We start from the raw sequence: 25,153 nt of genomic DNA, 5'->3' as shown, positions 1-25,153 counted from the left end.
ACGACTCGGCCAGTGAGTCGGGCGCGGCACACCAGCCGTCTGGATGAAGGGACCCCAGCCAAGTGGCACGAGTCGGAGAGACCAGCGACCTGCTGAAGTGCTCGTTCTGTGGCAAGTCCCAGAAGCAGGTCAAGAAGTTGATCGCCGGACCGGCGGTCTACATCTGTGACGAGTGCATCGAGCTCTGCAACGAGATCATCGAGGAGGAGCTCGCGGAGTCCTCCGACCTCGGCGGTCTCGATGAGCTCCCGAAGCCGCGCGAGATCTTCGACTTCCTTGAGCAGTACGTGATTGGCCAGGACGTCGCGAAGCGGTCGCTCGCCGTGGCGGTCTACAACCACTACAAGCGCATCCAGGCCGGCGACGTCATCGGCAAGAAGGACGCCGACCACGTCGACATCGCCAAGTCCAACATCCTCCTCATCGGGCCGACCGGCTGCGGCAAGACCTACCTCGCGCAGACCCTCGCCAAGATGCTCAACGTCCCGTTCGCCATCGCCGACGCGACCGCTCTGACCGAGGCCGGCTACGTCGGCGAGGATGTCGAGAACATCCTTCTGAAGCTCATCCAGGCCGCCGACTACGACGTCAAGAAGGCCGAGACCGGGATCATCTACATCGACGAGGTCGACAAGATCGCTCGCAAGAGTGAGAACCCGTCGATCACGCGTGACGTGTCGGGTGAGGGCGTGCAGCAGGCACTCCTCAAGATCCTCGAGGGCACGACGGCCAGCGTGCCGCCCCAGGGTGGGCGCAAGCACCCGCACCAGGAGTTCATCCAGATCGACACGACCAATGTGCTCTTCATCGTCGGCGGCGCGTTCGCCGGCCTCGAGAAGCTCATCGAGTCGCGCAACGGCAAGAAGGGGTTGGGCTTCGGCTCCGAGCTGCACACGCCGAAGGATCTGGCCGAGTCGATCCACGAGGTCATGCCCGAGGACCTGATGAAGTTCGGACTGATCCCCGAGTTCATCGGACGCCTTCCGGTCATCACCACGGTCTCGCCCCTCGACACGGCTGCCCTCGTGCAGATCCTGACCGAGCCGCGCAACGCTCTCGTGAAGCAGTACGAAAAGATGTTCCGCATCGACGGCGTCGAACTCGAGTTCACGGACGAGGCGATCGAGGCTGTTGCCGAGCAGGCTCTGGCCCGGGGCACGGGTGCTCGTGGCCTGCGCGCCATCATGGAAGAAGTCCTCCTGCCCGTCATGTTCGACGTGCCCAGCGACGACGAGATCACCAAGGTCGTCGTCACCGACGAGGTCGTCCGCAAGAACGTCCTGCCGACGATCGTCCGGCGCGAGTCCGGCCCCAAGCGGCGGAAGCGCACGGCCTAGCCCCTCATCTCCTGACACCGACGCCGAACGGACGCTGGCGTGGTCGGCCGAGTTGAGGGCCGCGCAAAGGCATCTGGGAGAGCCACTTCCGCTACGAGGAGCGTTCCTTGCTGTCCGTGCTCGACGAGATCCCCGTGGAACTCACGAGAGCCGACGCCTTGGGTGCCATCGCCGACTGACCCTTGTGGGACTGCTGAGCCAACCAGAGCGCGAATGCGAGGATGCCGAGGGCCGCGATGGCGCCGTAGGTGGCGACCGCATCGCCGTCGGGCAGCGCTGCGGACTGCGCCACCAGCAGCGCCCACACGGGGAGAGACAGAGCGAGGACGGTGACCGCCCGCGCGAGCCACCGGCGCACGCTCGCCCGCGGGATCGGTGCAGCCTTGGGGAGGGTGCAGGCCAACGAGGCGGCGAGGTGGATCACCAGCATCCCGGCGGCGGTGACGAAGACGAGAGCCCACTCACGGGCCGTGTCGGGCACCGTGTGGCTCGTGAGCCAGTGCGCTCCATGCAGTCCGAGAAGCAACGCCGTGAGGCGTGATCCCGGCTCGAGCGCCACGAACGGGGTCACGGCCACGACGACGAGGGCGAGGACAAACGACCCGGACGATGCGGTCAGGAGGGTGAGGGCGGCGAGTCCCAGGGACGTCAGCGCGAGCACGCCCTGGAGCACGTGCTGGGAACGTGAGGTCATCGGGTTACCATCCGCGGTGATCGGCGCTTGCGGGACAGGTCGCGCAGGACGAGGTCGAGGGTTCCGGGGCCGATCCAGGTCACGATCGGGACGCCGCTGAGAAGGGTTCGAGCCATCTCGCGTTGTCGCTCGAGGAGCCGGAGGCGCCACGCCAACCGGGCGCCCGCCGTGACCGCCTGATCGGGGACGAGACCGCCCAGCTGCTCGTCGGAGAGGTCGCCGGTCGCCATGCTCCGCGGCAAGGTGTCGACGACGATGACGGATGTGCCACGTCGCGCCAGCTGAGCCGCGTGAGCGAGCACCTGCACGTTCACGGCGGGGGTGAGGAAGACGACGAGCGTTCCCGCCGAGATCGGATGCCGGAGTTGACCCCGCAGCCGCTTCTCGTCGACCACGCCGCCGTCGGCAACCCGCACCCGCGCCAGGACGTCGAGGAGGCGCCGCAGTTGGTTGCTCCCCAGCCCGGGCGACAACCGTGGGCTCAGGTGGGCGCCCAGAACCTGCAGCCCGACGCGGTCTCCCGCGCGCAGATAGTGCTCGGCCACTGCAGCGGCTGCGCGCACGCCGTTGTCGAGGCTGCTGCCCTCCCCGTCGTAGCCCGTGCTCCGGCCCAGGTCCTGCATGGCATCGACGAGCAGCAGGATCTCGCTGTCCTCGTCCGAGAGGGTCGTGGTGACGTGGAGTTCTCCGGTGCGCACCGAGACCGGCCAGTGGATGCGGCGTAGCCGGTCACCGAACCGGAAACCCCGCACGTCCGCCAGTTCGCTGCCGTCGCCGTGACGACGCGAGCGACTTCGACCGACGAGTCCGTCGGGGTCCGGCGTGGGGGAGCGGGTCGAGAAGGCCTCTGGCAGGGGGACAGTCGGAACGAGTGGGGCATGCACGGGCGCGGGCGCCCACACGTGGGCACCGAAGGCACCACTCACGGCAAACGTCGCGGGCCCGAGGGCGCGCAGCCCCCAGCGCGTGGTCTGGCAGAACACGTCGAGTTGCCGCGGTCCCTGGAGGACGTCTCCCGCTGCCACAGCCTGACTCGTCGGGGTGAAGTGCATGAACTCCGTCTCGGTGACAGCCAGACCGACCTCCTCGACTCCGGGACCCGGCTCGACCGTCGCGGTCCACGCGGTGGTCTGCCCCTCTCGCAGCACCGTGTGACGCAGCCACGCCCGGGCGAGCGGTGCTGTCGTCGGCCGTCGGAGGTGGGACCACATGGCGACGATGACCAGCGGGGAGGCCAGCGCAACCGCGTCCGGGCGCCGCATGAGCACCCCCGCGCTGACCAGGAGCAGGCCCACCACGACGACGCGGGCGTGGGCCGGTGTGGGGCGCCACTCACCGAACAGCTCGCTGCCCGCCGGCGGCTCGGACGACAGGGTCGCGCCGTCGGCGGAGTCGTCGTGGGGTGCCTCGCGCTCGCCGCTCACGGGCCCTCGAATCCGGTCCGCCTCTCGCCCTCTGCCGGCAGCGGCGTGGGCACGGAGGACAGGATCCCGGTGACGACGCTCGCGGCGGTGACGTCGTTGATCCAGAGCTCTGGCCGCACGGTGACCCGGTGGTCCAGCGCCGCGTGTGCAACGGCCTTCACGTCTTCGGGGGTGACGTAGTCGCGGCCCTGAATCACGGCATACGCACGGCTCACGAGCATGAGCGCGAGGGAACCGCGAGGAGATGCGCCCATGACGAGACTCTCGTGCGACCGTGTCGCGGCGGCGAGGCGGACGCAGTAGCGACCAACGCTCTCATCGACCGTCACCGTCTCGACTGCCTCCTGCATCGCCACGAGGCCACTTGCGTCCGTGACGGCAGGCACCGTCTGGGCTTCCTGCTGCCGCTCAACACGGCGTCGCAGCACTTCCCACTCCTCCGCTGCGGCCGGGTAGCCGAAGGACACACGGAGAAGGAACCGGTCGAGCTGGGCCTCGGGCAGGGGGTAGGTGCCTTCGTACTCGACCGGGTTCGCCGTCGCGAGAACGTGGAACGGCTGCTCGAGGGCGAAGGTCTCACCCTCGACGGTGATCTGACCCTCCTGCATGGCCTCGAGCAGCGCGGCCTGGGTCTTGGGTGGTGTGCGGTTGATCTCGTCGGCGAGGAGCAGTTGGGTGAAGAGGGGTCCCCGACGGAACACGAACTCGTGGCTGCGCTGGTCATAGATGAAGGCGCCGGTGAGGTCGCTCGGCAGCAGGTCCGGGGTGAACTGTGCGCGGGCGAAGTCGATGCCCAGTGCCTGCGCGAAGGACCGTGCGGCGAGGGTCTTGCCGAGGCCGGGGAAGTCCTCCATGAGCACGTGCCCACCGGACAGGATGCCGGCGAGGACCAGCTCGAGGCTCGGGCGCTTCCCGACGACCGCTCCCTCGACTGCGGTGAGGATGCGCGTCGAAAGGTCGCTGACCTCGCTCAGGGTGAGCCTGGGGGTGGGCATTGCGGTCACTCAGATCTCCTCGAGGGTGGTGATGAACGATGCGAGTTGTCTCTCGTTGACCTGTGGTGCCGTCGGAGAGTTCAGGTATGCCGTGAGGTCGGGTCCCAGCGCGGCTGCGGCCGTGACGTCGGAGACGTCGAGAGGGAGCCCTCGCTGGTGGAGGCGGGATTCCGCCACGGACCGCACGGCGGACCGGACGGTCTGCCGCCCGGCTTCGTCTCCGGAGAGGGCGCCGTCGATGGTCCGGGCCAGCACGGTGACCCTACGGTCGCTGCCGCGGACGCGAGCCGGTGAGCCGGCGCTCGTCGTCCACTCCACCTCGTGGTGGTCCCGCACGAGCCAGGTGCCGAGCGCGGCCAGCGACAGCAGGGCTCCCACGGACGCGATGAGCAGCAGCACGCGATCCAGAGCCGGTGCAAGGGTGAGCAACACCCCGAGCACTGCGGCTGCTGCGATCGCAACGAGGGTCTCTCGACCCCTCAGCGCCACCATGATTCGGCGCATCATTCTGGCCTGCTCCCACCCATCGCCATGAGCGGACGCGTCAACTCCTGGCGGACGCGCTTCAGGGACTCGCGCGCCGCCTCCCGGTGTCCTTCCCCGATGGGGTGGACCGAGAACCGTGCCTCTCGGTACAGGCTCGCAAGACGGTCGATGGACGGTCTGTCGACGTCGTACTCGCCGAGCACCGCAGCCACGAGTTCGCTCGGGGTTCGCGAGGCGTCATCAGGGATGCCGACCTCCAGGGCTGTGCGTTCGAGGGTCAGCCATGCGTTGATGACGGCCTCCTCTGAGGTGCCACGGTCGAGCTGCGCTTCGCTCTCACGCAGGCCGGCCAGCAGGACATCGGGCAGGACCGGTGCCTCGACCTCCTCCTTCGGGGTCACCGGGTCGCGACGCAGGCGTCGCAGGATCGCGGCCATGAGCAGGGCAGCCACGACGACCACGATCACCACGAGAAGGACGCGGAGGGTCCAGGCGACGAACGCGACCACGGCGTCGCTGGCCTCAGCGGTTCGCCCGGCATCCACACCGCCCATGCGGTTGTCTCCGGTGTCGCCTTCGACCAACTCCCCGAACTCGTCCTCCGTGGGCTCGCTCAGGGTCGGTGTGGTGAACGCGGAGATCGGTCCGGAACCCGAGACCCATGCTGCGAGCAACAGGGTGAGGGCGCACCCTGTGGCCCACCCCCACTCGCCACGCTTCATGGAACGTGACCCTATGCCACCGGCCCCGGGTGTGGAAGGTTGGCGCTGTGGGCACGGCATACCGACTTCGCGCTGGTGACACGGGCCCGGTGCAGCAGTCACCGGTGACGTGCGGATCGGCCTGCCTGACGGTCGCGCGCATGCTCGTGGACCCGGTGTTCGCCAGTTGGGTGCGCACCGGCACGCCCCACCTGCCGGGCTCTCCCGGAGGAGCCACTCAGGCCGAGAGGTTCGCGGCCTACGAGCGGGTTGTCATGCGGCGCACCAATGGCATCTTCGCCGGCCACCATCGGCTCAACACGCCGTGGCCACGTGCCCTGGGCACGCCTCCGTGGGGGGCGAAGCGGGAGCTCGAGTACGGCGCCTCGGCCGAGGGCACGCTCTACGACGTCTCCGTCGTGCGGCAGTTGTCGCGAGAGAGCCTGCGGGGCGCGTTCGAGCACTTGGTCGATGTGGTCTCGGAAGGGGAGCCGGGTCTGCTCTACGTCGGGAGCGCCCGACTTCCTCGCCACGTCGTGCTGGTCCTGCCCGGGGATGGCGACCGCGTGCTCGACGTCTATGACCCGGGATCGGGCCGCGTCACACACCTCCGCCGAGACACCGTCATCGAGCACCGGTTGGGTCTGAGCGGCTGGAACGTCCCGTGGTTCGTCGTCCAGCCGACCGGCCATCGGCGAGTCCGGGAGTTCTCGTCGAAGCGATCCCTCGGAGGGGTCCGAGCCACCTCAAGCGCGTGACGCGAGGCGGCGCAGGACTCCCAGGATCATGAGCAGGAGGGCAGCCAGGTAGGTCGCCATGACCAGGAACCCGTTCTCCGGCACCTGCACCCAGGGCACGAACGTACGGATGGCGATCAGCGCGTCGGAGACGACGAACAGGACACCGCCGATGCCAGCGAGACGGTCGATGCCGGCAGCCAGGAGCGCCATCACCGCCAGGGCTGCGGCATAGACGGCGACGCCGACGGCCAGAGGCCCGGCCTCGGGCGCGCACGCCACGACGAGGACGACCGCTGCGGCACCGTAGACCCATGCGATTCGGCTGTGCAGCAACGATTCTCGACGCCACGGCCAGAAGCCTGCGATGAAGAACACATGCGCGACCAGGAACGCGCCCATGAGCACGATGAACGACACGGCCTCGGGAACGAAGTCGGGAAGCGTGTCACCCACCCATGACCAGACGAGCCCCGCGGCCGTGAGGCGTGCCAGGCGTGATCCCAACCGCGTCTGAGCGACGAGGGCCACCACGAGGCACGGCACAGCCAGCCACTGGGTGGCGTTGGCCACGCCGTCCGCGTCGCGCCATTGCGCCACGAGGTGGACGAGAACCACGGCGGCGTATGCCGTCAGCGCACCCTTCGCAGCCACGCCCAGTCCCAGCCCCGTCCTGGGGGTCGCGTCCGGACCGGGGCTGGTGACGGGCCTGAGCGAGGTCACGCCTCGGACTGCGGCTTGGGCTTCTCCACGGGGATGAGCTCGACGTCGGTGGCACCCCAGGTCTCCCCGGCCTCGAGCCGGAGGTCGCCGGTGATCTTGCCGGCTGCGCGCAGGTCACCCTCGCCGGCGCGCACGTGGTCGAGCAGTGTCTCGGGTCCGGTGAGCGTGATGCGGGCGACCTCGGCGCGCATCGACAGCTTGGCTTCGGACTTGCTCTTGCGCACCGTGGCCAGGGCAGCGCCCACCGCGCCGAGCATGGCGGGGTCGGCGGCGTCGCCACCCACGGCGACCTCCTCGACCGTCGGCCAGGTCGTGAGGTGGACCGACCCCTCGTGCCACCACGACCACACCTCTTCGGTGACGTAGGGGAGGAACGGTGCGAGGAGGCGCAGCACGACGTCGAGGGCAATCCGCAGGGTCGCCCGCGCCGAGGCCGCCTCGGCCTCACCGTGCGAGCCGTAGGCGCGGTCCTTGACGAGCTCGAGGTAGTCGTCGCAGAAGGTCCAGAAGAACGTCTCGGTGACCTCGAGGGAGCGGGTGTAGTCCCAGGACTCGAAGCCGGCGGTGGCCCTTTCGACGACGTCGCGCAGGCCGGCAAGGAGCGCACGGTCGAGGGGGTTGGTGATCTGGGCCGTGAGATCGCCCTCGACCTCGCCGAACGTCAACGCGAACTTCGAGGCGTTGAGAACCTTGATGGCGAGGCGGCGGCCCACCTTCATCTGGCCCACGTCGTAGGCGGCGTCGGTGCCGAGGCGGCCCGATGCTGCCCAGTAGCGCACGGCGTCGGCCGAGTGCTCCTTGAGGACGTCCTCGGGCGTGACGACATTGCCCTTGGACTTGCTCATCTTCTTGCGGTCCGGGTCCAGGATCCAGCCGCTGATGGCGGCGTTGGTCCACGGGACGGTGCCGTGTTCGAAGTGGGCGCGGACCACCGTCGCGAAGAGCCACGTGCGGATGATGTCGTGCCCCTGGGGGCGCACGTCCATCGGGAAGACCTTGTCGAAGATGGGGTCCGTGGTGACGGAGCCGTCGTCGCCGACGTGACGCCAACCGGCTGCGATCTGCGGCGAGAGCGAGGACGTCGCCCAGGTGTCGAAGATGTCGGGGTCGCCGATGAACCCGCCGGCCTGACCGCGTTGCGACTCCTCGAATCCTTCGGGCGCCTGCGCGGCGGGGTCCACGGGCAGGGACGCCTCACTCGGCACGATCGGGTTGTCGTAGTCGGGTTCGCCGTCGGAGTCGAGCGGGTACCAGACGGGGATCGGCACACCGAAGAAGCGCTGCCGGGAGATGAGCCAGTCACCGTTGAGGCCGGCCACCCAGTTCTTGTAGCGCGCGCGCATGAAGTCGGGGTGGAACGCGATCTGGTCGCCGCGGGAGATCAGGGCGGAATTGAGGTCTGTGCCGTTGTGCTCGTGATCGCGACCGCCGTTGCGGATGTACCACTGGCGCGAGGTGACGATCTCGAGGGGCTTCTCGCCGCGCTCGTAGAAGTTCGCCTTGCGCTGGGTCGCCTTCGGCTCGCCATCGAGGTCACCCGACTCACGGAGCGCGGCCACGACGGCCTCTCGGGCGGAGTGGACCGTCTTGCCGGACAGCTCGGCGAAGAGCCCCTCGCCCAGTCCGCCGGCGATCCACTCCGGCGTTTCGGCCTGGATGCGACCCTGCCGCGTGATGACCGAACGCGTGGGCAGCTGGAGCTCGCGCCACCAGATGACGTCGGTGAGGTCACCGAACGTGCAGCACATGAGGATGCCGGAACCCTTGTCCATCTCCGCCAGGGGGTGCGCCACCACGGGCACCTCGACCCCGAACAAGGGGGAGCGGACCGTGGAACCGAACAGGCCGGCATACCTCTCGTCGTCCGGGTGGGCGATGAGCGCGACCACCGACGGGATGAGCTCTGGCCGGGTCGTCTCGATGTACAGAGGCTCCGTACCGCCGCCTGTGTTCTGGATGTGGAAGGCGACACGGTGGAACGCACCCGGGTAGTCACGGGCCTCCAGCTCCGCCTGGGCGACGGCCGTCTGGAAGGTCACGTCCCACAGCCCCGGAGCCTCCGCCTGGTAGGCCTCGCCACGGGCAAGGTTGCGGAGGAACGCCTGCTGCGCCGTGGCGCGGGAGTGGTCGTCGATCGTGCGGTAGGAGATGTTCCAGTCGAAGGACTGGCCGAGGCGGCGGAAGAGCGACTCGAAGGCCTTCTCGTCCTGGACGGTCAGCTCGTCGCACAGGTCGATGAAGTTCTGGCGCGAGATCGGCATGGCGTCGCCGGCCTTGAGGCTCTTGGCGTCCCCACGGAACGGCGGCTCGAAGTCGGGGTCATGGGGGAGCGACGCGTCGCCGCGCACACCGTAGTAGTTCTGCACGCGCTTCTCGGTCGGCAGCCCGTTGTCGTCCCAGCCGATCGGGTAGAAGACGTTGAAGCCGACCATGCGCTTGTAGCGCGCCATGCAGTCGGTGTGCGTGTAGGAGAAGACGTGGCCCATGTGCAGGCTGCCCGACGCGGTCGGCGGGGGAGTGTCGATCGAGAAGACCTGCGAGCGGTCACCGGCAAGTGCCGCGTCGCGGTCGAAGGCGAACGTCTGCTGCTCGGCCCATACCTGCCCCCACTTGTCCTCGAGTCCGTCCAGCGAGGGACGCTCCGGAATCGTGGCAGCGCGGACAAGCGTGTGGTCAACAGACATGGGCGTGATTCTCCCAGAACGTCACCAGTGCTCCCAACCGGGTTCCATCCGTCCCGTATGCCGTCCGCCCGCCCACGTGCCCGCGGTCCGCCCGGTGCGGTGGATTGGCGTCAGGAACGCGAGGGGCGACGAAGCATTCGGGCCATGGCGAGCCCGAGAACGGCGGCGCCGGATCCGAGCAGCAGCCATTGGACCGCGGCCCGGTCGGGAGCGCGCGGATCCTGCGCCGGAGTGAGGTCGACGGCAGAGGCCTGTGCCTCCGGACTGGGTCTCTGGACGCCGCCGGGGGGCACGGGGCCGGAGACGCTGCTGTCGAGAGCGGCAGTCATGGCCTCGTAGGGCTGCACGACACCCCAACCGGACGTGTCGTCACGCGCGGTACGCGAACCCCGCGAGGCCGTGGCGGTGAGGCGGTAGGAGATGTCTGCGGCAGACGCGCTGGGGAACCGCTGGCGCAGGAGAGCGGCGGCGCCACTGACGTACGCAGTGGCATAACTGCTCGACTGTTGCTGCTGCGAATAGACACAGTCGCCCCAGCTGCGAAAGGTCGTGATGACGTTGTCGCCGGGTGCCGAGAGGTCGACCTGAGGTCCACGGATGGAGTTCTCGGTGACGACGTCTCGGTTGTCCGTCGCAGCCACGCCGATCACGCCGGGGTAGCCCGCGGGATAGCGCATGCCGTCCGAGGCCTCGGAGGCCTGCTCACGGTTGCCCCCGGAGGCCACCACGATGATCCCCGCCTTGACAGCGGAAGCGATCGCCGCACGAACGTCGCGCCGATCACCCGTCGTGGACAGCGACAGGTTGATGACGTCGGCGCCCGCGGACACGGCATAGGCGATGCCGCCGGCAAGGTTGGCCGACCGCTGCTGCTCCTCGTCACCACCCTCGCCGCCGCTGATCTTGACCGGCAGGATCACGGCATCTCTGGCGACTCCGACGACGCCGGACTTCTCGCCGATGTCGCGGGCGGCGATGACGCCTGCGAGGGCTGTGCCGTGACCGTTTTCATCCGTCGTCGCGGACCCACCGACAAAACTCTTGCCCGGCAGGACCGAGCCCGCGGGGAAGTGGACGTTGTTGGCCGAGACGCCCGAGTCCACCACTGCGACGACGACACCCTTGCCGGTGGACAGCCGCCACGCCTGCGGTGCAGCCAGGCGTCCGAGGGCCGGCGGGGAGTCGGGGACGAACTGGCTCCGACCTTCGGCGCACTCGCGCGTGCCGGCGTGGGCCATGGGTGCGGTGGTGGGCGCGAGAGTGCTCGCCAGCACCCCCATGGCGCTCAACGTCACGGCCACCCCGATGCGACGCACGGTCACGATCCGGCGACCACGGTGGTCTGTGCGGCCCGGACGCTGAGTTCAGGTCCTGTGCGGAACAACTCGGCCCACGCCTGTGGCACGGGGGCGACGTCCGTGGGCTGGTAGCCGAGGCGCTGCAACAGGTCAGGTGTCGAACCGTCGATCGCGTAGGAGGTGCCGGTCTGGTCGATCGCCAGCACGGGCCCGGCGGTGAGTGACCCGGCACCGACCGCGCGCACCAACGATCCGGTACCGAGATCGACCGAGGCGTGGGTGGAGCCCGACTGCGCACGCAGGCTCGACGACGTCGAGAGGGTGACCTCGGGCTGGGCGCCCCGTGCAGCGGTGAGTGTCGCGCACGGCGGGTCCGCGAGGGGGGTGGGAACGAGCGTCGGCCAGGCCGTCGGGGCAATGCGCTGCGGTTGGATCCGGAGCTGCGCCACTTGGGCCGGCGTCACCGCAAGTTCAGCCTCCGAGCCCGTACTGCTGCCGGATCCCAAGCGATAGAGGGCGTAGGCGAAGTCGGGGAGGGGCTCGAGGTCCCCAACCGGGTTCACGAGATAACGACGGGGAGCCTGTCCCGTGGTCGCGACGGCCAGCACCGACCCGACCGACGCGCCCGGAGGGAGACCGGGCGCTGGCTTGCCGAAGTCGGCCACCCGGAGGGGGACGAGTTCGGGTCCCAGCGCAAACAGGTTGGTCCACAGCGCGGGTGCAGGTCGCGGCGTCTGCCCCTCGAGCTGCAGGGCCAGGGCAATGCTCGAGAGGTTGGCGGCGGACACAGGGAAGCGCCTGCCTCCCGCGATCACGAACGTCTGTCCGGCCGTCCGCACCAGGGACGCGCCGACGCCGGCCGGCGTGCTCTTGACCGAGGCGCCCACTCCAGTGGTCACTCCGTTCTCCGCACCCAGACAGGACACCCATCCGGTGTTGGTCAGGTCCTCCGGAGGCGTGAGCGAATCAGGAGCTCCGGGGATGCCCACGGTGCTGCCGCGCTTCTGTTTGGCCAGTTTGTCGTCGGCCACCGTGATGACCTCGAACGTATTGGCGGGGATGAGGAGGCGGGCGCTCGTCGTGTTGAGGACCGGGTGCAGCGTGTCCTTGATGGAGACGTAGCGGGCTCCGCTCGTCTTGGCGATGACGAGTTTGTTGTTGCCCCAGTCGGTCGGAAGCGAGCCCTTGAGCCACCCGAAGGCCAGGCTGCCGATGACGAGAATGACGGTGAGCGCGACGCCACCGATGACGGCCTTCATGGGGCGATGCGGCTCGACCTCTCGCCCGCCCGGTGCACCACTGACGAACGCTGTCGTCAGGCGGCGCTTGCTGAAGGCCTGGGCCTCGACGAGATCCTTCTTGGTTGCCACGCGAGAGCCTCAGAGGAGTCCGACGGCAAGGGCCGCCAGGGGAGCGAGGGCGACGAGGGACACGCCCTCGATCGCATCGGCGACCCGGCCTAGTTGGACGCGCGTGCGAGGGACGATCAGGGCCAACCCGACCACGAGCGCTGCGGCAGCGGCGAGGCCGAGAGCGAGGACGGGACGCCAGTCCGGGTGCGTGTGCGCCGCGGTCACTGCCGCGACTGCGACACCGCTGACCCCGGTGATCATGGCGATGAGGACCGTTGAGCGAGTCCGGCTGTGGCGGGTGCGCAGCAGTGTCGCAACGAACCCCACGAACGTCAGCAGTGCACCGGACGCACCGGATGCGACCAGCTGGGGGGTGCACAGGAGCATCACGGCTGCACTGCCCACACCGAGGGCGACCATGAGTTCATGTCCGGCCGCCACCTGACGGTGGACGTCCTCGCGCTCGACCATGGGGGCGTCGCTGAAGATCTCGAGGTCGGACTTGGGCGGATGGGTTGTGAGCCGACTCGTCGAGATTCCGATCCACGGGATCACGTTGCCGACCACTGCGGCGATGACGAAGGTCACCGCGGCGATCGGTGTCAGGCCCCATCCGACGAGATGGCTCAGGCCGCCCAGCGCCGCCATGGCCAGGCCGACCGCAGCGGTCGCACCGACGAGCAGCCTGTGGCGAGTCACCGCCACGGCGCCGAGGACGCCGGCGACGGCCACACCCGCTCCGGCGTAGAGGAGGCCCTCGCCCCACAGGGGCGCACCGGGGAGAGCGGCGTAGCCGGCGACGCCGGCATACGCCACCGCAGTGAGTGCAAGCGCCACAGCGGCAGCAGGCTGGGTGCGCACATGAGCGAGGACGGCGGCGGCCCCGACGAGCAGCAGGGCGGACACGCCGGCCAGGGCGGCAATCAGGATGCCGCTGTCACGCGCGGTGAACAGGGCATAAGCCGCGGCGAGGAACAGGACCACGGCCGCCCCGACCGCCGTCCCCGCGCTGTTGGCGGCGGTCCAGGGGGTGAACTGGGTCTCGACCAGATCGGCGACGGCCTCGACGACGTCGTCGTAGACCTTCTCGTCATGGGCCCTGTTGGACTCGAGGGCCAGGACGGAGCCGTCCTCGATCCCCTGCGCCGCGAGGCTCCTGTCGCCTTCGACAACCTGGCCGTCGGCGCGGACGAGGCGGTAGCCCATGCTGGCGGAGTGCGCGTCGAGGACGCCCAGCTCACGGGCCAGGTCGGGGATGACCTCGGCGACGGGGATGGAGCCGGGGATGCCGAGGTCTGCCCGACGCGTCCCTGATGTCACGGACAGCCTGACCAGTGACGTCGTCGTGCTCTGACTCACGAGTGTGTTCCTCCCCGGGTGGTGCATGTGTTGGTTCACTCCGCCGCAGCCGAGATCGCACTCGAGCATAGACGGGGAGTTCTCCCCATCGCCTCGCACGTGGGTCCCACGTATGGTCTTCACCGTCAGGACTTCGGGGGAGAGCACTACCGGGGTCCAACCACCAGGAGTGGTCGGTAGGACCACCGTGGCCCTGGGCCATCGAGAGAAGGGAAGTGACATGGGCAACACGACACACAGCGTTGGCGCTGGTGCGATCGCCAAGAGCGCCGGCATCGTCGACCAGACGAGGACCGACCTCAAGAACCGGCTCAACACGCTGCAGGGACAGATGGAAGAGGTGAAGGCGCACTGGGAGGGTGCAGGTGCAGGGGCCTTCCAGAACGTTCAGTCCGCGTGGACCATCCAGGCGAAGGACCTTGTCGACATCCTCGACAACTTCCGCGAGAACCTCATCGCCAACGACAAGCAGTACACCGCGGATGACCAGGGTGCGTCCGACCTCCTCAGCAAGTACACGTCGCAGTTGGGTGGTAAGTGATGAGTGGCCAGAACATCAAGGTTGCCGGTGCGGGCCTCGACGCTCTGATCGAGTCCATGGTCAAGGGTGTCAACGACCTCAAGAGCAAGGTCACCGACATGGAGAACGACATGAAGCCCCACATGGGTGAGTGGGAGGCCGGGACCAAGCACGCTTTCGAGGACGTCAAGCGCAAGTGGAACGGTGAGGTCGAGGACCTCAACCAGCTCCTCCTTGACATCAAGACTGCTGTGCAGCAGTCCAAGGAGGCCTACCTCGCGGGTGAGCTCAAGAACAAGCAGAGCTGGGGCTGACCGTCCGAGTCATGAACAGCTGACCCGTGCCGACACCCCTCATCGGGGTGTCGGCACGGACTGCGTGACCGCGCTGTTCGAGAGCGGCCACGGGGAGCAGGACCCAAGAACATTCCAGGGGAGGAAGCCTTGTCCGGCGAACACGTCGAGTACCCGACCGACTACATGAACACCTTGGCCAATACCAGGCAGACCAGGTGGGCCACCGACTCCACCGAGGGCATTGCGAAGATCCGTGACGCGCTCGCGGACAAGGATTCGTTCGGGGAGATCCCGGCGCTCGCGAGCTACGGCACGGTGTTCACCGAGATCCGGCGGATCTACCTCGAGACGATGCGTGGCGCCAAGACCGATCTCGAGGCGGTCGCCACCGGGATCAGGAACTCTGCGCAGCAGATGCGGGACAACGACGACCAGGCCGGTGCCGACTTCCTCGCCTTGTGGCAACGGTGGGAGCAGGGGCCGCTCGACAGCACGCGCAACCACACTGAAGCCGCGTCCACTGCATCGGCCCAGCAGGCCGCGCAGGTGGCCGACACGGCAGAGACCACCCCGGCGCAGGGCGGCGATGTCGATGCGGGGGTGCCCACCGGCGACCCTGCAGCCAACCCGGACACTGAGTCGGAGGGCGCGGTGCCGGTCACAGCTGAGACGCTGCCGGGCGACGCCGGCTCCACGACCGTCCCAGACGCCGGGGCTGGGCCGTCGGTGTCGCCGTTCACGCTGCCATGACGCCCAGCACCTCACGCCTTCTTGCCACGGCGGCCGCGACGGTCGGTCTGTGCGCGCTCGTGCTGTCCAGCATCGCAGCCATCCCGTCGGCATCCGCCGCCTCCCTCGACGAGGGCCAGTGGTGGCGAGCCGCGATGGGTGTCGATGAGTTGCATCGCAGCGGGACCGGCAAGGGCATCACCGTGGCCGTCATCGACGGGCCCATCGACTCCAGCGTCCCCGAACTACGCGGCAAGGTGGTGTCGTCAACAACCGAGTGTGTGGCACGTGACGGGTCGGTCCACGATTCCGACAAGGGGTCCACCGATTCGAGTCACGCCACGAGCATGGCCGCTCTCATCGCTGGCAGCGGCAGGGGGACTGCGCCGGGTGGGCGCGGCATCGCGGGCATCGCGCCGGACGCGCGCATCCGCCATTACGCGATCATGTTCGAAAGCTCGTACCGGCCGGGGAAGTCGGGGTGCGGCCTCGAGTACGAAGACGTGGATGTCGGCGGGAAAGCCACAGCGCGAGCCCTCCAGCAGGCGGTCAAGGACGGCGCGAAGGTCATCAGCATGAGCGTGAGCGTCGACTTCGACGAGGCGTTGATCCCTGCGCTCCTCGACGCGTATCGCGCCGGCGCGATCGTGGTGGCGTCCACGAACAACGAGAAACGGCAAGTGTTCTGGCCCGGCCTGGGCAACGGGGTCGTCACGGTGACCCACGTCGATGCCAAGGGCAACCTCGACACCTCAGCAGTGCGGAAGAGTTCGGAGGTTGACTTCGCCGCGCCCGGGAGCAAGGTGACGACCGGCTTGTGGACGCCCGGAGGGTGGCGCAGCGACATCATCATGGACGGCAGTTCGCAGGCGACCGCCATCACGGCGGGCGGTCTGGCAGCCATGTGGTCCGCGCACCCGACCGCAACCGGGAATCAGGTCCTCCAGGCGGCCAAGGACTCCATCGGCATGCGCGAGAAGGACGGCAAATATCTCACCTGGTTCCGGAGAATCGGAACCAACCTGCCGAAGGCCACGGGCAAGACCGAGTCGTACGGCTTCGGCATCTTCGATCCCGCGGATGCGGTGAAGCTCGATGTGTCCTCGCTGCCGGACGTCAACCCCATGGTCGACACGGAGGGTGACGGCGACCCGACCGCCGAGCAGATCGCCACCGCCACGGGCAAGGCGGTCACCGAGTCGGCATCCCCGGCTCCCTCCACCAGCGGATCGTCCGTGGACGCCAGCCCCAATCCCGCCGGCGAGGCCGCGGACGACACCGATGAGGCGGGAGGGTCGGAGTCCTCTCTCCTACCGTGGCTGGCCGTGGGCGCAGTCGTCGTTCTCGCGCTCGTGGCCGGACTCTTCTTCCTGCGCCGTCGCCATGGGGTGACGCGACCCCAGAGACCTCACCACACATCTGAACCCACGACTGCGGCAGACCACTCCGCCGTCACGACGAAGGAGGCCAGCCATGGTCATGCTCCATGACGGCGGCGGGGGCGGGCCGATTCTCAACCCCAAGGCCAAGAACTACGAGCGTGAACTCTTCAAGGTGTTCGCGGTCGACACGGGGTCCATCAGCCTGACTCAGACGGACTGGCAGGACGCCAAGAAGCAACTCCGGGACCTCGCCAAGGATGTCCGGGCCGTACGTAGCGAACTCGAGGCACCGACGGACGGCAGCAAGGGCTGGTCTGGACCGGCGGCTACGGCAGCCTTGGCGAGCCTCGACAAGCTCGGATCGACCCTCGACGATCGTGCAGCGGAGATCGGCGACGTGGACCGGAGCCTCGGCGGGGTCTACCAAGCCGTGTCCGACGCCAAGGCCGCGTGGTACAGCGACGTCTCGAGCATTTCGACCTACGTCGACCCGGACGACCACATGCGTCTCCCGACGCCACACCTCCCGACCCAGGAGAACCGCGACAAGTACAGCGTTCGGGACCCGGAGGCTGCGGCCGCCGCCGAGGATGCGCTCTGGGAGCAGCGGAACCGGGCGGCCAAGCGGATCCTCGACAAGCTGGGAGTCGCTACCCAGAGGGCGACAGGCGAGATGCCGATCGATGTGTCGGGCGATGCGGAATCCCCGTACCAGGCTCAGGCGCCTGCGGGCAGGGGCCCGGGCAACACCAACACCGCGACGCACTCGGCGGCCGGGCTCTTCCAGACGACCAACACGGGCGTGGTGATCTTCGACGCGGGCGACGACGACAGCGATGGCACGGGTGGCACGGATGACGATCCCGTCGTGGTTGAGACGGAGGGTCCGGACCCCACGGTGATCGACAATGGTGACGACGAGACCGGGGGCAATGACGACGACATCGTCATCAGTTCGGACGGCGAGGTCACGGGATCGACTGGTCTGGCGCCCGGCGCAGGTCCCATCGGCTCACAGGGCGGCCCCTCAGGGGGCGGTGCTGGTGGGCTGGGTGCCGGCGGCGTCGCTGCCGGCGGCGTCGGCGGCGCGGCTGGTCTGGGCGGATTGCTCGGACGTCGCGGCGGAGGTGGCATGTTCTCTTCCGGCGGGACGGCAGGCGTAGCCGGTTCGGCACGCGGCAACGGGGCTGGGGCTCGCGGCGCGTCCGGTCGGTCCGGAGCAGCCGGCATCGGGCGTCCCGGCGGTCCGCAGCTCATCCCCGGTGGCGGGTCTGGCGCCTCTGCGCGGGGCGGTGCCCCCGGGCGTGCGAGCGCGGTCAAGGGCGCGACTGCATCGGGTCGCTACGGCGTCCCGAAGTTCACCGGAACCGGCAGCGGTGTCGTTGCCGCGGGTGGCGGCATGGCGGGCAAGGGTGCCAGCGCGAACACGTCCACGAGCAAGTCTGGTGCTCGGGCCGGTGGCGGTCGCGGCGGGACCACGGCGGGCGCGGTCGGTGGCCCCGGCCGGTCCACGAGCACACCGGGCCCTCGTGGAGGCGGAGGTCGCGGCGGGACCGCGGTGGGCGCCGTCGGCAGCGCAGGCGCTCGCCGGTCCGACGACAAGGCACAGACCCAGGACGTCGACCGGCTGACGCACGAGGACGAAGAGGCCTGGTTTGACGGCACCGAGGAGTCGAGCCCCTCGGTGTGGGAGTGACCCCGCGTCCAGCGAGCGAGCGCGTCAGCGAGCGATCCTGACAGCGTCAGTGCCTCATCCGGCGGATGACCTCACCCCGAGGTGATCCGCCGGATCGCTTCGACCCCACCCGCCGCAACGATCCCGAGGGGGAGGGACAGAGCCACCGTCAGACCTTCGATGGTGTCGGCAAACCGCGACATGCGGGTGGACCGGTAGCCCCGCACGATGGCGGCGGCGCTCACCACACTGACCCAGGCGATGCCTGTTCCGACCAGGAAGACGACTGGTGTTGCGCCCGCCCACCCGGTCGCGAGCAGGGCGAAGGCAGCGGCAAGCAAGAGGGACGCGCAGGCTGCCAACATGCTGTAGCGGGGGAGCCGGTCACGCACAGAGCGCGACTGGTAGCCACAGGCGAGGGCCGCGACGACGAGGACCGCCACTGTGCCCCAGCGCCTCACCGGATCATCCGCGCCCGCAGTGACCAGCAGCCATCCGCCCACCGCGGTGGCCAGCGAAAGGTAGGCCGTGCCAATCGCGACGATCTCGCGGGCTGCGTCGAATCGTGACCGCATGTCGCTGGACCTGATCCGAGTTCGCCGCCCCGCACTGCGCTCGCGGACGGACCAGATCGTCGTCGAGAGGCGCTCGGTGTCGACCAGCTGAGTGGGATCGACCGTGAGGCTCGTCGTTGGCAGCAGGCGAATGAGGAGCGGCCCCAGCCCAGTGACCAACGCAGCGATGGAGGAGCCCGGCCAATTGAGGATCGTCCCGAGCCCCACGAGCAGCCCAAGGCCGCCGATCGCCGACATGACGGTCCGGTCGCCGGGGGAGTCGGCGGCGACGCGCGAGCGTGTGATGGCCAGCGCGAGGAGGGCCACCGCGCACCCTGCCACGACCGCCACGGAGGTGCGTCCCGGCGAGTCCGGGAGGGGGAGGGTCAAGCCTGCCGCAAGCCCGAGTGCGGGCGCGGTGGCGGCTGCGGCGAACTGGTGGGACCTCTGGTTGCTGAGGGCCGCGAGACCGACGGCACCCGCGGCGAGCAGTGCCGCAGCGACAGCCGGCATCCACGTGGTGGAGACGCCCCACGACGTGGAGGGCGACGACGTGTGGGCGCCGTCGTGGGCGAGATTCCATGCCGCGACGAGCGCGATGATGGCGCCGAATGCGGCCGCGAGCCAGATCAGTTGTGAGGCTGCCGAGGGCGCTGGTGCGGACGCCGGCGGACGGGGACTGCCTGAACGTGTCCGGGGGGCTTCGGCCTGGACGCTGAGGCTGGATCGGGGCGCCGTGACGTCGGAGGCCTCCGTTGCGCCGGTCGCACCCGGAGCCACGCCGTCGCCGCGTCGGCGTGTCGATTCGTCCACGTGCGCGCGGACCGGGGATTCGACCTCGTCCCGGTGACGTCCACCGGACCCCCCGGGGGCGCTGGCGCGGGCCCCGCCAGCGCTGCGGCCGCGATCAAGATTGAGGATGTCGCGTGTGATCGAGTGCGTCGTGACGGGGACGACGCTGAGGACCGAGCCGGTGGGCACTGAGTCGTCGAAGGTGTCGTGGGGGCCCAGCACTCGACCGCTGGGGGTGGCGACTGCGTGCGGGTTGGCACGGGAGGCGATCCCGAGGACCGACAGCACCTCGGTGACCTGCGCACCGAGGGGAACGACGAGGTCATAGCGACGTCCGCCCGCCGTGAGGCTGATCTGAAGCCCCGTGCTCACGTCCGTACCCGGCATACCGGCCCCTCCTCCTCCGCTGTCTCGGCTCATCGAAGGATAGGCGGCGGTGCCGATTCCGGGTGCGGTGCCCTCCGAGCGGTCTGGCTCCACGGGTTAAGTTGGCCCGGTACAAGAACTCGGGAGGGGAAGCGTGACCGCAACAGTCGGAGGGACCCGACAGGAGGCTCCGTCGGTCCCGACGGGCCGCATCGTCCTGCAGCCACCCCCGGAGATCAAGCCCGCCGAAGGCCTCAGCAACGTCCTCATGCAGGCGGTGCCGATGCTCGGCAGTGTGGGATCCATGGGCTTCGTCGCGATCTCCGGTCAGGGCGCGAGGGGCTACATCGGAGCCGGCATGTTCCTCCTGGCGTCCCTCGGCTTCGTCTTCTCGAGTGGTTTGCGCCAACGTCAGCAGCACACGGCCGAGGTTGTCTCCAACCGTCGTGAGTACCTTGCCTACCTTGCCGAGGTCCGCGGCACCGTGCGCGACGCCGCGGCCAAGCAGCGTGAGGCCGGGCTGTGGAACTACCCCGCCCCGACCTCCCTCGCCCTCCTCGCAGAGGAGCGGAGCCGTGTCTGGGAGCGGCTGCCCAAGGACGACGACTTCCTCCATGTGCGCATGGGCACCACGTCGCAGCCGCTGTGCCTGACCCTCGAGCCAGCAGAGACGCCGCCGCTGGCTCAGCTGGACCCCGTCGCGGCATCCGGGCTGCACCGACTGCTGACGACGCACCGCGTGCAACACGGACTGCCGGCTTCGGTCTCGCTGACGGCCTGGTCGAGGGTTCAGATCACCGGTGAGGCCGGGCCCGCGCGCGCCTTGGCCCGATCTCTCGTCGTCAACGCCGCGGTCATGCACTCGCCGGAGTCGCTCATCGTCGCGGCGCTGACCAGCCATGGCTCGCGAGAGGAGTGGGACTGGCTCAAGTGGTTGCCCCATGCCCTCAGCCCACGTGAACGCGACGCCATCGGGCCGAGGCGGCTCGTGGCCGAGTCCATCGACGAACTCCTCGAACTCCTGCCCGATGACATCACCGATCGGCCGCGTTTCGGTCCGACCAGTCAGGCGCCTGCACCCCATGTGCTCGTGATCGTCGACGACGTGCGCGTCCCCCGGAACAACCCGCTCGTCACGGACGACGGGGTTCTCGGCGTCACAGTTCTGGACCTGCCGGACCAGTGGGGAGAACTCGACTCCGCGTCCACCTTGCGCCTCGCGGTGGATGCCGCACGGCAGGGTATGCCGTCCGGTCAGGTCCCGTTCGAGATCCTCAGCCTGAGTCGTGGCGGCGCCAAGGGGCTCGCCGACCAGATGAGCGTCACGCAGGCCGAGGCTGCAGCGCGACGCCTGGCCCCGATGTTCGTCAGCGGTGAGGTCGAGGTGCGCGACGCACTGACGACGAGCACCGAGCTCGTCGACCTGCTCGGCCTGGGCGACGTCCGCGACTTCGATCCCACGACCGCCTGGCGGCCGCGGCTCCAGCGCGACCGTCTTCGAGTGCCGATCGGGGTGGGCGGCAGCGGGCAGGTCGTCGCACTCGACATCAAGGAGTCGGCCCAGCAGGGCATGGGTCCGCACGGGCTCGTGATCGGAGCCACCGGCTCCGGCAAGTCCGAGCTGCTGCGCACGCTCGTCCTCGCGCTCGCGATGACCCACTCGTCGGAGCAACTGAACTTCGTCCTCGTCGACTTCAAGGGTGGTGCGACCTTCGCCGGGATGGCCGACATGCCTCACGTGTCGGCGGTCATCACCAACCTCGGTCAGGAGCTCACCCTCGTCGAGCGCATGCAGGATGCTCTCCAGGGTGAGATGACGCGGCGGCAGGAGCTCCTCCGTTCGGCCGGCAACTTCTCCAACGTCACCGACTACGAAAAGGCGCGCGCCGCGGGCGCCGACCTCGAGCCCCTGCCCGCGCTGCTCATCGTCGCCGACGAGTTCTCCGAGCTCCTGCAGGCCAAGCCCGAGTTCGCCGACCTGTTCGTCGCCATCGGTCGACTCGGTCGGTCGCTCTCGATGCACCTGCTCCTCTCCTCGCAGCGGCTCGAGGAGGGACGCCTCCGCGGGCTCGAGAGCCACCTGTCCTACCGGATCGGTCTGCGCACCTTCTCGGCCGGCGAGTCCCGCACCGTCATCGGTGTGCCGGACGCCTACGAGCTGCCTCCCGTCCCGGGTCTGGGCTACCTCAAGCCCGACCAGACCACCCTGCTCAAGTTCAAGGCGGCCTACGTCTCCGGTCCGCCCAAGGGGAGGCGTCGGCGTGCGGCCACCGGCGGGAGCGGATCCTCCATGCAGGTGCTGCCGTTCACCTCCACGAAGGCCGTGACCGCGGCGCCCCGTCACGAGGAAGTCCCGCAGCCCCTCAACGAGCCCGAGGAGACCCGGGCCGTGTTCGACATCGCCGTCGCGAAGATGAAGGGCCATGGCCGCCCGGCGCATCAGGTCTGGTTGCCGCCACTCGACGTCCCCAACTCGATGGACCAACTCCTTGGCGACCTCGCACCCGACCCCGCATTGGGTCTGGTGAGCCAGCGCTGGCGTGCTCAGGGGTCCTACGTCTTCCCCATGGGTATCGTCGACCGCCCGCTCGAGCAGCGCCGCGAGCTGTTCGTGCTGAACCTGGGTGGTGCCGCTGGTCACGTGGCCGTCGTCGGCGGACCCCGGACCGGACGCAGCACGTTCGCCCGCACCCTGGTGAGTTCCCTCGCGCTCACCACCACTCCACTCGAAACCCAGATCTACGTTCTCGACTTCGGCGGCGGCACCTTCACCCCGTTCGCCGCGCTGGAGCACGTCGCCGGTGTCGCGAACCGCAACGAGCCCGACGTCGTGCGCCGCACGGTCGCCGAGATCACCGGCATCATCGACAAGCGCGAGGCCTACTTCCGGGCCAACGGCATCGACTCGATCGAGACCTACCGCCGCCGCCGAGCCGAGGGTCGGGTCGACGACGGCTACGGGGACGTCTTCCTCGTCGTCGACGGTTGGCCGACGATCAGGGCGGAGTTCGACGAACTCGAGCAGACGATCAGTGGCATCGCCGGCCGTGGCCTCACCTTCGGGATCCACGTCGTCATCACGACGTCGCGCTGGATGGACTTCCGCATGCAGATCCGAGACGTCCTGGGCACCCGCGTCGAGCTCGGTCTGGGCGACCCCGGTGACTCGGAGATCGACCGCAAGGTCGCGGCGAACGTGCCCAAGGGTCGGCCCGGGCGCGGCATCACGACGACCAAACATCACTTCCTCGCGGGCATCCCGCGCATCGACAACTCGGGCAGCGTCGAGGACCTCGGGGAAGGTGTCGAGGACATGATCGCGAGGGTGTCGGCTGCCTGGCCCGGGCCGAAGGGGCCAAAGCTCCGACTGCTGCCGGAACGGATCACGCTGGAGACGATTCGGGCGCAGGCCGGCGCCGGCGACAAGCGGGTGCTCCTCGGAATCAACGAGAGCAACCTCGAACCCGTCGGCGTCAACGTGGCGGAGGAGTCCCACCTCTATCTGTTCGGCGACAGTGGTTCGGGCAAGTCGGCGATGTTGCGCGGATACGCGAGCGAGATCGCGCGACTGTACACGCCGGACGAGGCCAAGTTGTTCGTCGTCGACTACCGCCGAGCCCTGCTCGGCGAGCTGCCCGACGGCCACGTCGCCGAATACATGACGACCGAAGAGCAAGTGACCGCCGAGATCGAGGGCCTGACCGCCTTCCTCCGGACCCGACTGCCGGGACCCGACGTCACCCCCGAGCAGTTGCGGGCGCGGTCGTGGTGGTCTGGCTCCGAGGCGTTCATCCTCGTGGACGACTACGACCTCGTCGTCACGTCGGCAGGCTCGCCCCTACGCCCTCTGATTCCGCTCCTGGCGCAAGCCGCCGACGTGGGCCTCCACCTCGTCGTGACCCGTCGCGCGGGTGGTGCCTCACGTGCGAGCTACGAGCCGGTCCTTCAGGCCCTGCGCGACCTCGCGAGCCCGGGCATCATGCTGAGCACCCCGCCCGACGAGGGCGCGCTCGTCGGCAACGTCAAGGGATCGCTGCAGTCGCCCGGTCGTGGCCGGCTCGTCACGCGTGACCAGGGCAACCAGGTCGTCCAGCTGGGTTGGCTGCCCGCGACGCACTCGTGACGGGCAGATGGCAGAGCCGTCATCACCTGACGGTTGTCCGCTGTGAAGAAGGGCACGTTTCGCAACCTACGGCTCCGTAGGCTCCGCAACCTACGGAGCCGTAGGCTGGCCCCATGGAACCCGTGTACACCCCTGTCGTCACGTTCGCCCGAGGCGTTTTCGCCGCTCAGGGGCTGAAATTCCGCATCGAGGGTGAGGACAACGTCCCTCGCACCGGCGGCGCGGTCATGGCCATCAACCACACCGGCTACTTCGATTTCACGTATGCCGGCCTTGCAGCTCTCAAGCACAAGCGTCTTGTCCGCTTCATGGCCAAGCAGTCGATCTTCTCGCACCGGGTGGCGGGGCCCCTGATGCGAGGGATGAAGCACATTCCCGTTGACCGCAAGGATGGTCGCGCGTCGTTCAACCGCGCCGTCCAGGCTCTCAAGGACGGCGAGATCGTCGGCGTCTTCCCCGAAGCCACGATGTCACGCTCGTTTGAGCTCAAGGAGTTCAAGCCGGGGGCGGTGCGCATGGCCCAGGAGGCGGGCGTGCCCATCCTGCCGACGACCCTGTGGGGCTCGCAGCGCGTCTGGAGCAAGAACGTCCCGAAGCACATGGGGCGGAGCAAGATCCCCGTCTTCATCACCGTGGGCGAGCCCATCCATGTCGCCCCGGACGCGAACCGCGCCGAGGCCACCGCCGAACTGCAAGCAGTGATGCAGGCCCAGCTCGACGCGCAGCAGGCCGCGTACCCGCCCCTGACGGGCGACGACCTGATCTACCAGCCTGCTCGACTCGGTGGCACAGCTCCCACTCCCGAAGAGGCTGCGGCGCACGACCACCACGACATGACCCGCACCGTCGACAAGTTCAACAAGAGCCGCAAGTCCTGACCTGGCTAGTCTCGCGCTGGCCTTGGGGGCTGACTGCTGGCGCGCGTG

General features: G+C 69.0%; 20 protein-coding genes. 9 read left to right on the top strand and 11 right to left on the bottom strand.

What is annotated here, in order from left to right; all coding sequences use genetic code 11:
* Nucleotides 1–62: 62 nt before the first annotated feature.
* Nucleotides 63–1,337, top strand: a complete 1,275-nt coding sequence (gene clpX, locus N802_RS01380) for an ATP-dependent Clp protease ATP-binding subunit ClpX (RefSeq protein ID WP_035911068.1) — start codon at nucleotides 63–65, stop codon at nucleotides 1,335–1,337.
* Between the two features lie 91 nt (nucleotides 1,338–1,428).
* Here clpX and N802_RS01375 read toward each other — a convergent pair whose 3' ends face one another.
* From N802_RS01375 to N802_RS19230, 5 genes are read right to left on the bottom strand one after another with little or no spacing between them, the layout of a single operon-like run.
* A complete protein-coding gene (locus N802_RS01375) occupies nucleotides 1,429–2,031 on the bottom strand; it encodes a hypothetical protein (RefSeq protein ID WP_035911065.1) in 603 nt (200 codons plus the stop codon).
* Complete coding sequence (locus N802_RS01370; protein WP_052109286.1) at nucleotides 2,028–3,455, bottom strand: DUF58 domain-containing protein; 1,428 nt, start codon at nucleotides 3,453–3,455, stop codon at nucleotides 2,028–2,030. The genes N802_RS01375 and N802_RS01370 overlap by 4 nt, the downstream gene beginning before the upstream one ends.
* Entirely contained in the window at nucleotides 3,452–4,450 is a 999-nt protein-coding gene (locus tag N802_RS01365; RefSeq protein WP_035911795.1) for an AAA family ATPase, read from the bottom strand. Before N802_RS01365 ends, N802_RS01370 begins: the two co-directional genes overlap by 4 nt.
* A 9-nt stretch (nucleotides 4,451–4,459) precedes the next feature.
* Nucleotides 4,460–4,957: a hypothetical protein gene (locus N802_RS01360; RefSeq protein WP_156971229.1), complete on the bottom strand. Its 498-nt coding sequence runs from the start codon at nucleotides 4,955–4,957 to the stop codon at nucleotides 4,460–4,462.
* Entirely contained in the window at nucleotides 4,954–5,658 is a 705-nt protein-coding gene (locus tag N802_RS19230; protein WP_052109285.1) for a DUF4129 domain-containing protein, read from the bottom strand. The genes N802_RS01360 and N802_RS19230 overlap by 4 nt, the downstream gene beginning before the upstream one ends.
* 47 nt (nucleotides 5,659–5,705) lie before the next feature.
* Here N802_RS19230 and N802_RS01350 point away from each other — a divergent pair, with 47 nt between their 5' ends.
* Nucleotides 5,706–6,395 carry a hypothetical protein gene (locus tag N802_RS01350; protein WP_245613787.1) on the top strand — a complete coding sequence of 230 codons (690 nt, stop codon included), beginning with the start codon at nucleotides 5,706–5,708 and terminating at the stop codon, nucleotides 6,393–6,395.
* Here the strand turns inward: N802_RS01350 and N802_RS01345 are convergent.
* The 5 genes from N802_RS01345 to eccD all read right to left on the bottom strand — a co-directional run bounded on the left by N802_RS01345 (nucleotide 6,384) and on the right by eccD (nucleotide 13,790).
* Entirely contained in the window at nucleotides 6,384–7,097 is a 714-nt protein-coding gene (locus tag N802_RS01345; protein ID WP_052109283.1) for a lysoplasmalogenase family protein, read from the bottom strand. The two genes, N802_RS01350 and N802_RS01345, sit on opposite strands and share 12 nt — an antisense overlap.
* Nucleotides 7,094–9,781, bottom strand: a complete 2,688-nt coding sequence (gene valS, locus N802_RS01340; protein WP_035911060.1) for a valine--tRNA ligase — start codon at nucleotides 9,779–9,781, stop codon at nucleotides 7,094–7,096. The genes N802_RS01345 and valS overlap by 4 nt, the downstream gene beginning before the upstream one ends.
* 110 nt (nucleotides 9,782–9,891) lie before the next feature.
* Nucleotides 9,892–11,097, bottom strand: coding sequence for a S8 family serine peptidase (locus tag N802_RS01335; RefSeq protein WP_156971228.1), 1,206 nt, complete (start codon nucleotides 11,095–11,097; stop codon nucleotides 9,892–9,894).
* 2 nt (nucleotides 11,098–11,099) lie between these two features.
* Nucleotides 11,100–12,449: a type VII secretion protein EccB gene (eccB, locus tag N802_RS01330; RefSeq protein WP_035911052.1), complete on the bottom strand. Its 1,350-nt coding sequence runs from the start codon at nucleotides 12,447–12,449 to the stop codon at nucleotides 11,100–11,102.
* Nucleotides 12,450–12,458: 9 nt separating this feature from the next.
* Entirely contained in the window at nucleotides 12,459–13,790 is a 1,332-nt protein-coding gene (eccD, locus tag N802_RS01325) for a type VII secretion integral membrane protein EccD (protein WP_052109282.1), read from the bottom strand.
* 220 nt (nucleotides 13,791–14,010) lie between these two features.
* Here eccD and N802_RS20400 point away from each other — a divergent pair, with 220 nt between their 5' ends.
* From N802_RS20400 to N802_RS19225, 5 genes are all read left to right on the top strand, one after another.
* A complete protein-coding gene (locus N802_RS20400) occupies nucleotides 14,011–14,331 on the top strand; it encodes a WXG100 family type VII secretion target (RefSeq protein WP_035911049.1) in 321 nt (106 codons plus the stop codon).
* Entirely contained in the window at nucleotides 14,331–14,624 is a 294-nt protein-coding gene (locus N802_RS01315) for a WXG100 family type VII secretion target (protein ID WP_035911046.1), read from the top strand. Before N802_RS20400 ends, N802_RS01315 begins: the two co-directional genes overlap by 1 nt.
* A 129-nt stretch (nucleotides 14,625–14,753) precedes the next feature.
* Nucleotides 14,754–15,356, top strand: a complete 603-nt coding sequence (locus tag N802_RS01310) for a hypothetical protein (RefSeq protein ID WP_035911045.1) — start codon at nucleotides 14,754–14,756, stop codon at nucleotides 15,354–15,356.
* The gene (locus tag N802_RS01305; RefSeq protein ID WP_035911044.1) at nucleotides 15,353–16,825 is read left to right on the top strand and encodes a S8 family peptidase; all 1,473 of its coding nucleotides are present in this window, start codon (nucleotides 15,353–15,355) and stop codon (nucleotides 16,823–16,825) included. Before N802_RS01310 ends, N802_RS01305 begins: the two co-directional genes overlap by 4 nt.
* The gene (locus N802_RS19225; protein WP_052109281.1) at nucleotides 16,809–18,413 is read left to right on the top strand and encodes a hypothetical protein; all 1,605 of its coding nucleotides are present in this window, start codon (nucleotides 16,809–16,811) and stop codon (nucleotides 18,411–18,413) included. The genes N802_RS01305 and N802_RS19225 overlap by 17 nt, the downstream gene beginning before the upstream one ends.
* A 71-nt stretch (nucleotides 18,414–18,484) precedes the next feature.
* On the opposite strand, the gene N802_RS01295 is transcribed toward N802_RS19225, so the two are convergent.
* The gene (locus tag N802_RS01295; RefSeq protein WP_035911042.1) at nucleotides 18,485–20,125 is read right to left on the bottom strand and encodes a hypothetical protein; all 1,641 of its coding nucleotides are present in this window, start codon (nucleotides 20,123–20,125) and stop codon (nucleotides 18,485–18,487) included.
* A 133-nt stretch (nucleotides 20,126–20,258) separates the two neighbouring features.
* On the opposite strand from N802_RS01295, the gene N802_RS01290 reads away from it, so the two are divergent.
* Together N802_RS01290 and N802_RS01285 are read left to right on the top strand one after the other, a co-directional pair.
* Nucleotides 20,259–24,227 carry a type VII secretion protein EccC gene (locus tag N802_RS01290; protein ID WP_035911039.1) on the top strand — a complete coding sequence of 1,323 codons (3,969 nt, stop codon included), beginning with the start codon at nucleotides 20,259–20,261 and terminating at the stop codon, nucleotides 24,225–24,227.
* A gap of 113 nt (nucleotides 24,228–24,340) precedes the next feature.
* Entirely contained in the window at nucleotides 24,341–25,105 is a 765-nt protein-coding gene (locus N802_RS01285; RefSeq protein ID WP_035911038.1) for a lysophospholipid acyltransferase family protein, read from the top strand.
* Nucleotides 25,106–25,153 lie beyond the last annotated feature (48 nt).

Origin of the sequence: Knoellia sinensis KCTC 19936, from assembly GCF_000768705.1 — a bacterium.
Taxonomy (GTDB): domain Bacteria; phylum Actinomycetota; class Actinomycetes; order Actinomycetales; family Dermatophilaceae; genus Knoellia; species Knoellia sinensis.
Note: the sequence above shows the minus strand (reverse complement) of the source record. Positions and strands in the feature narration are given on the sequence as shown.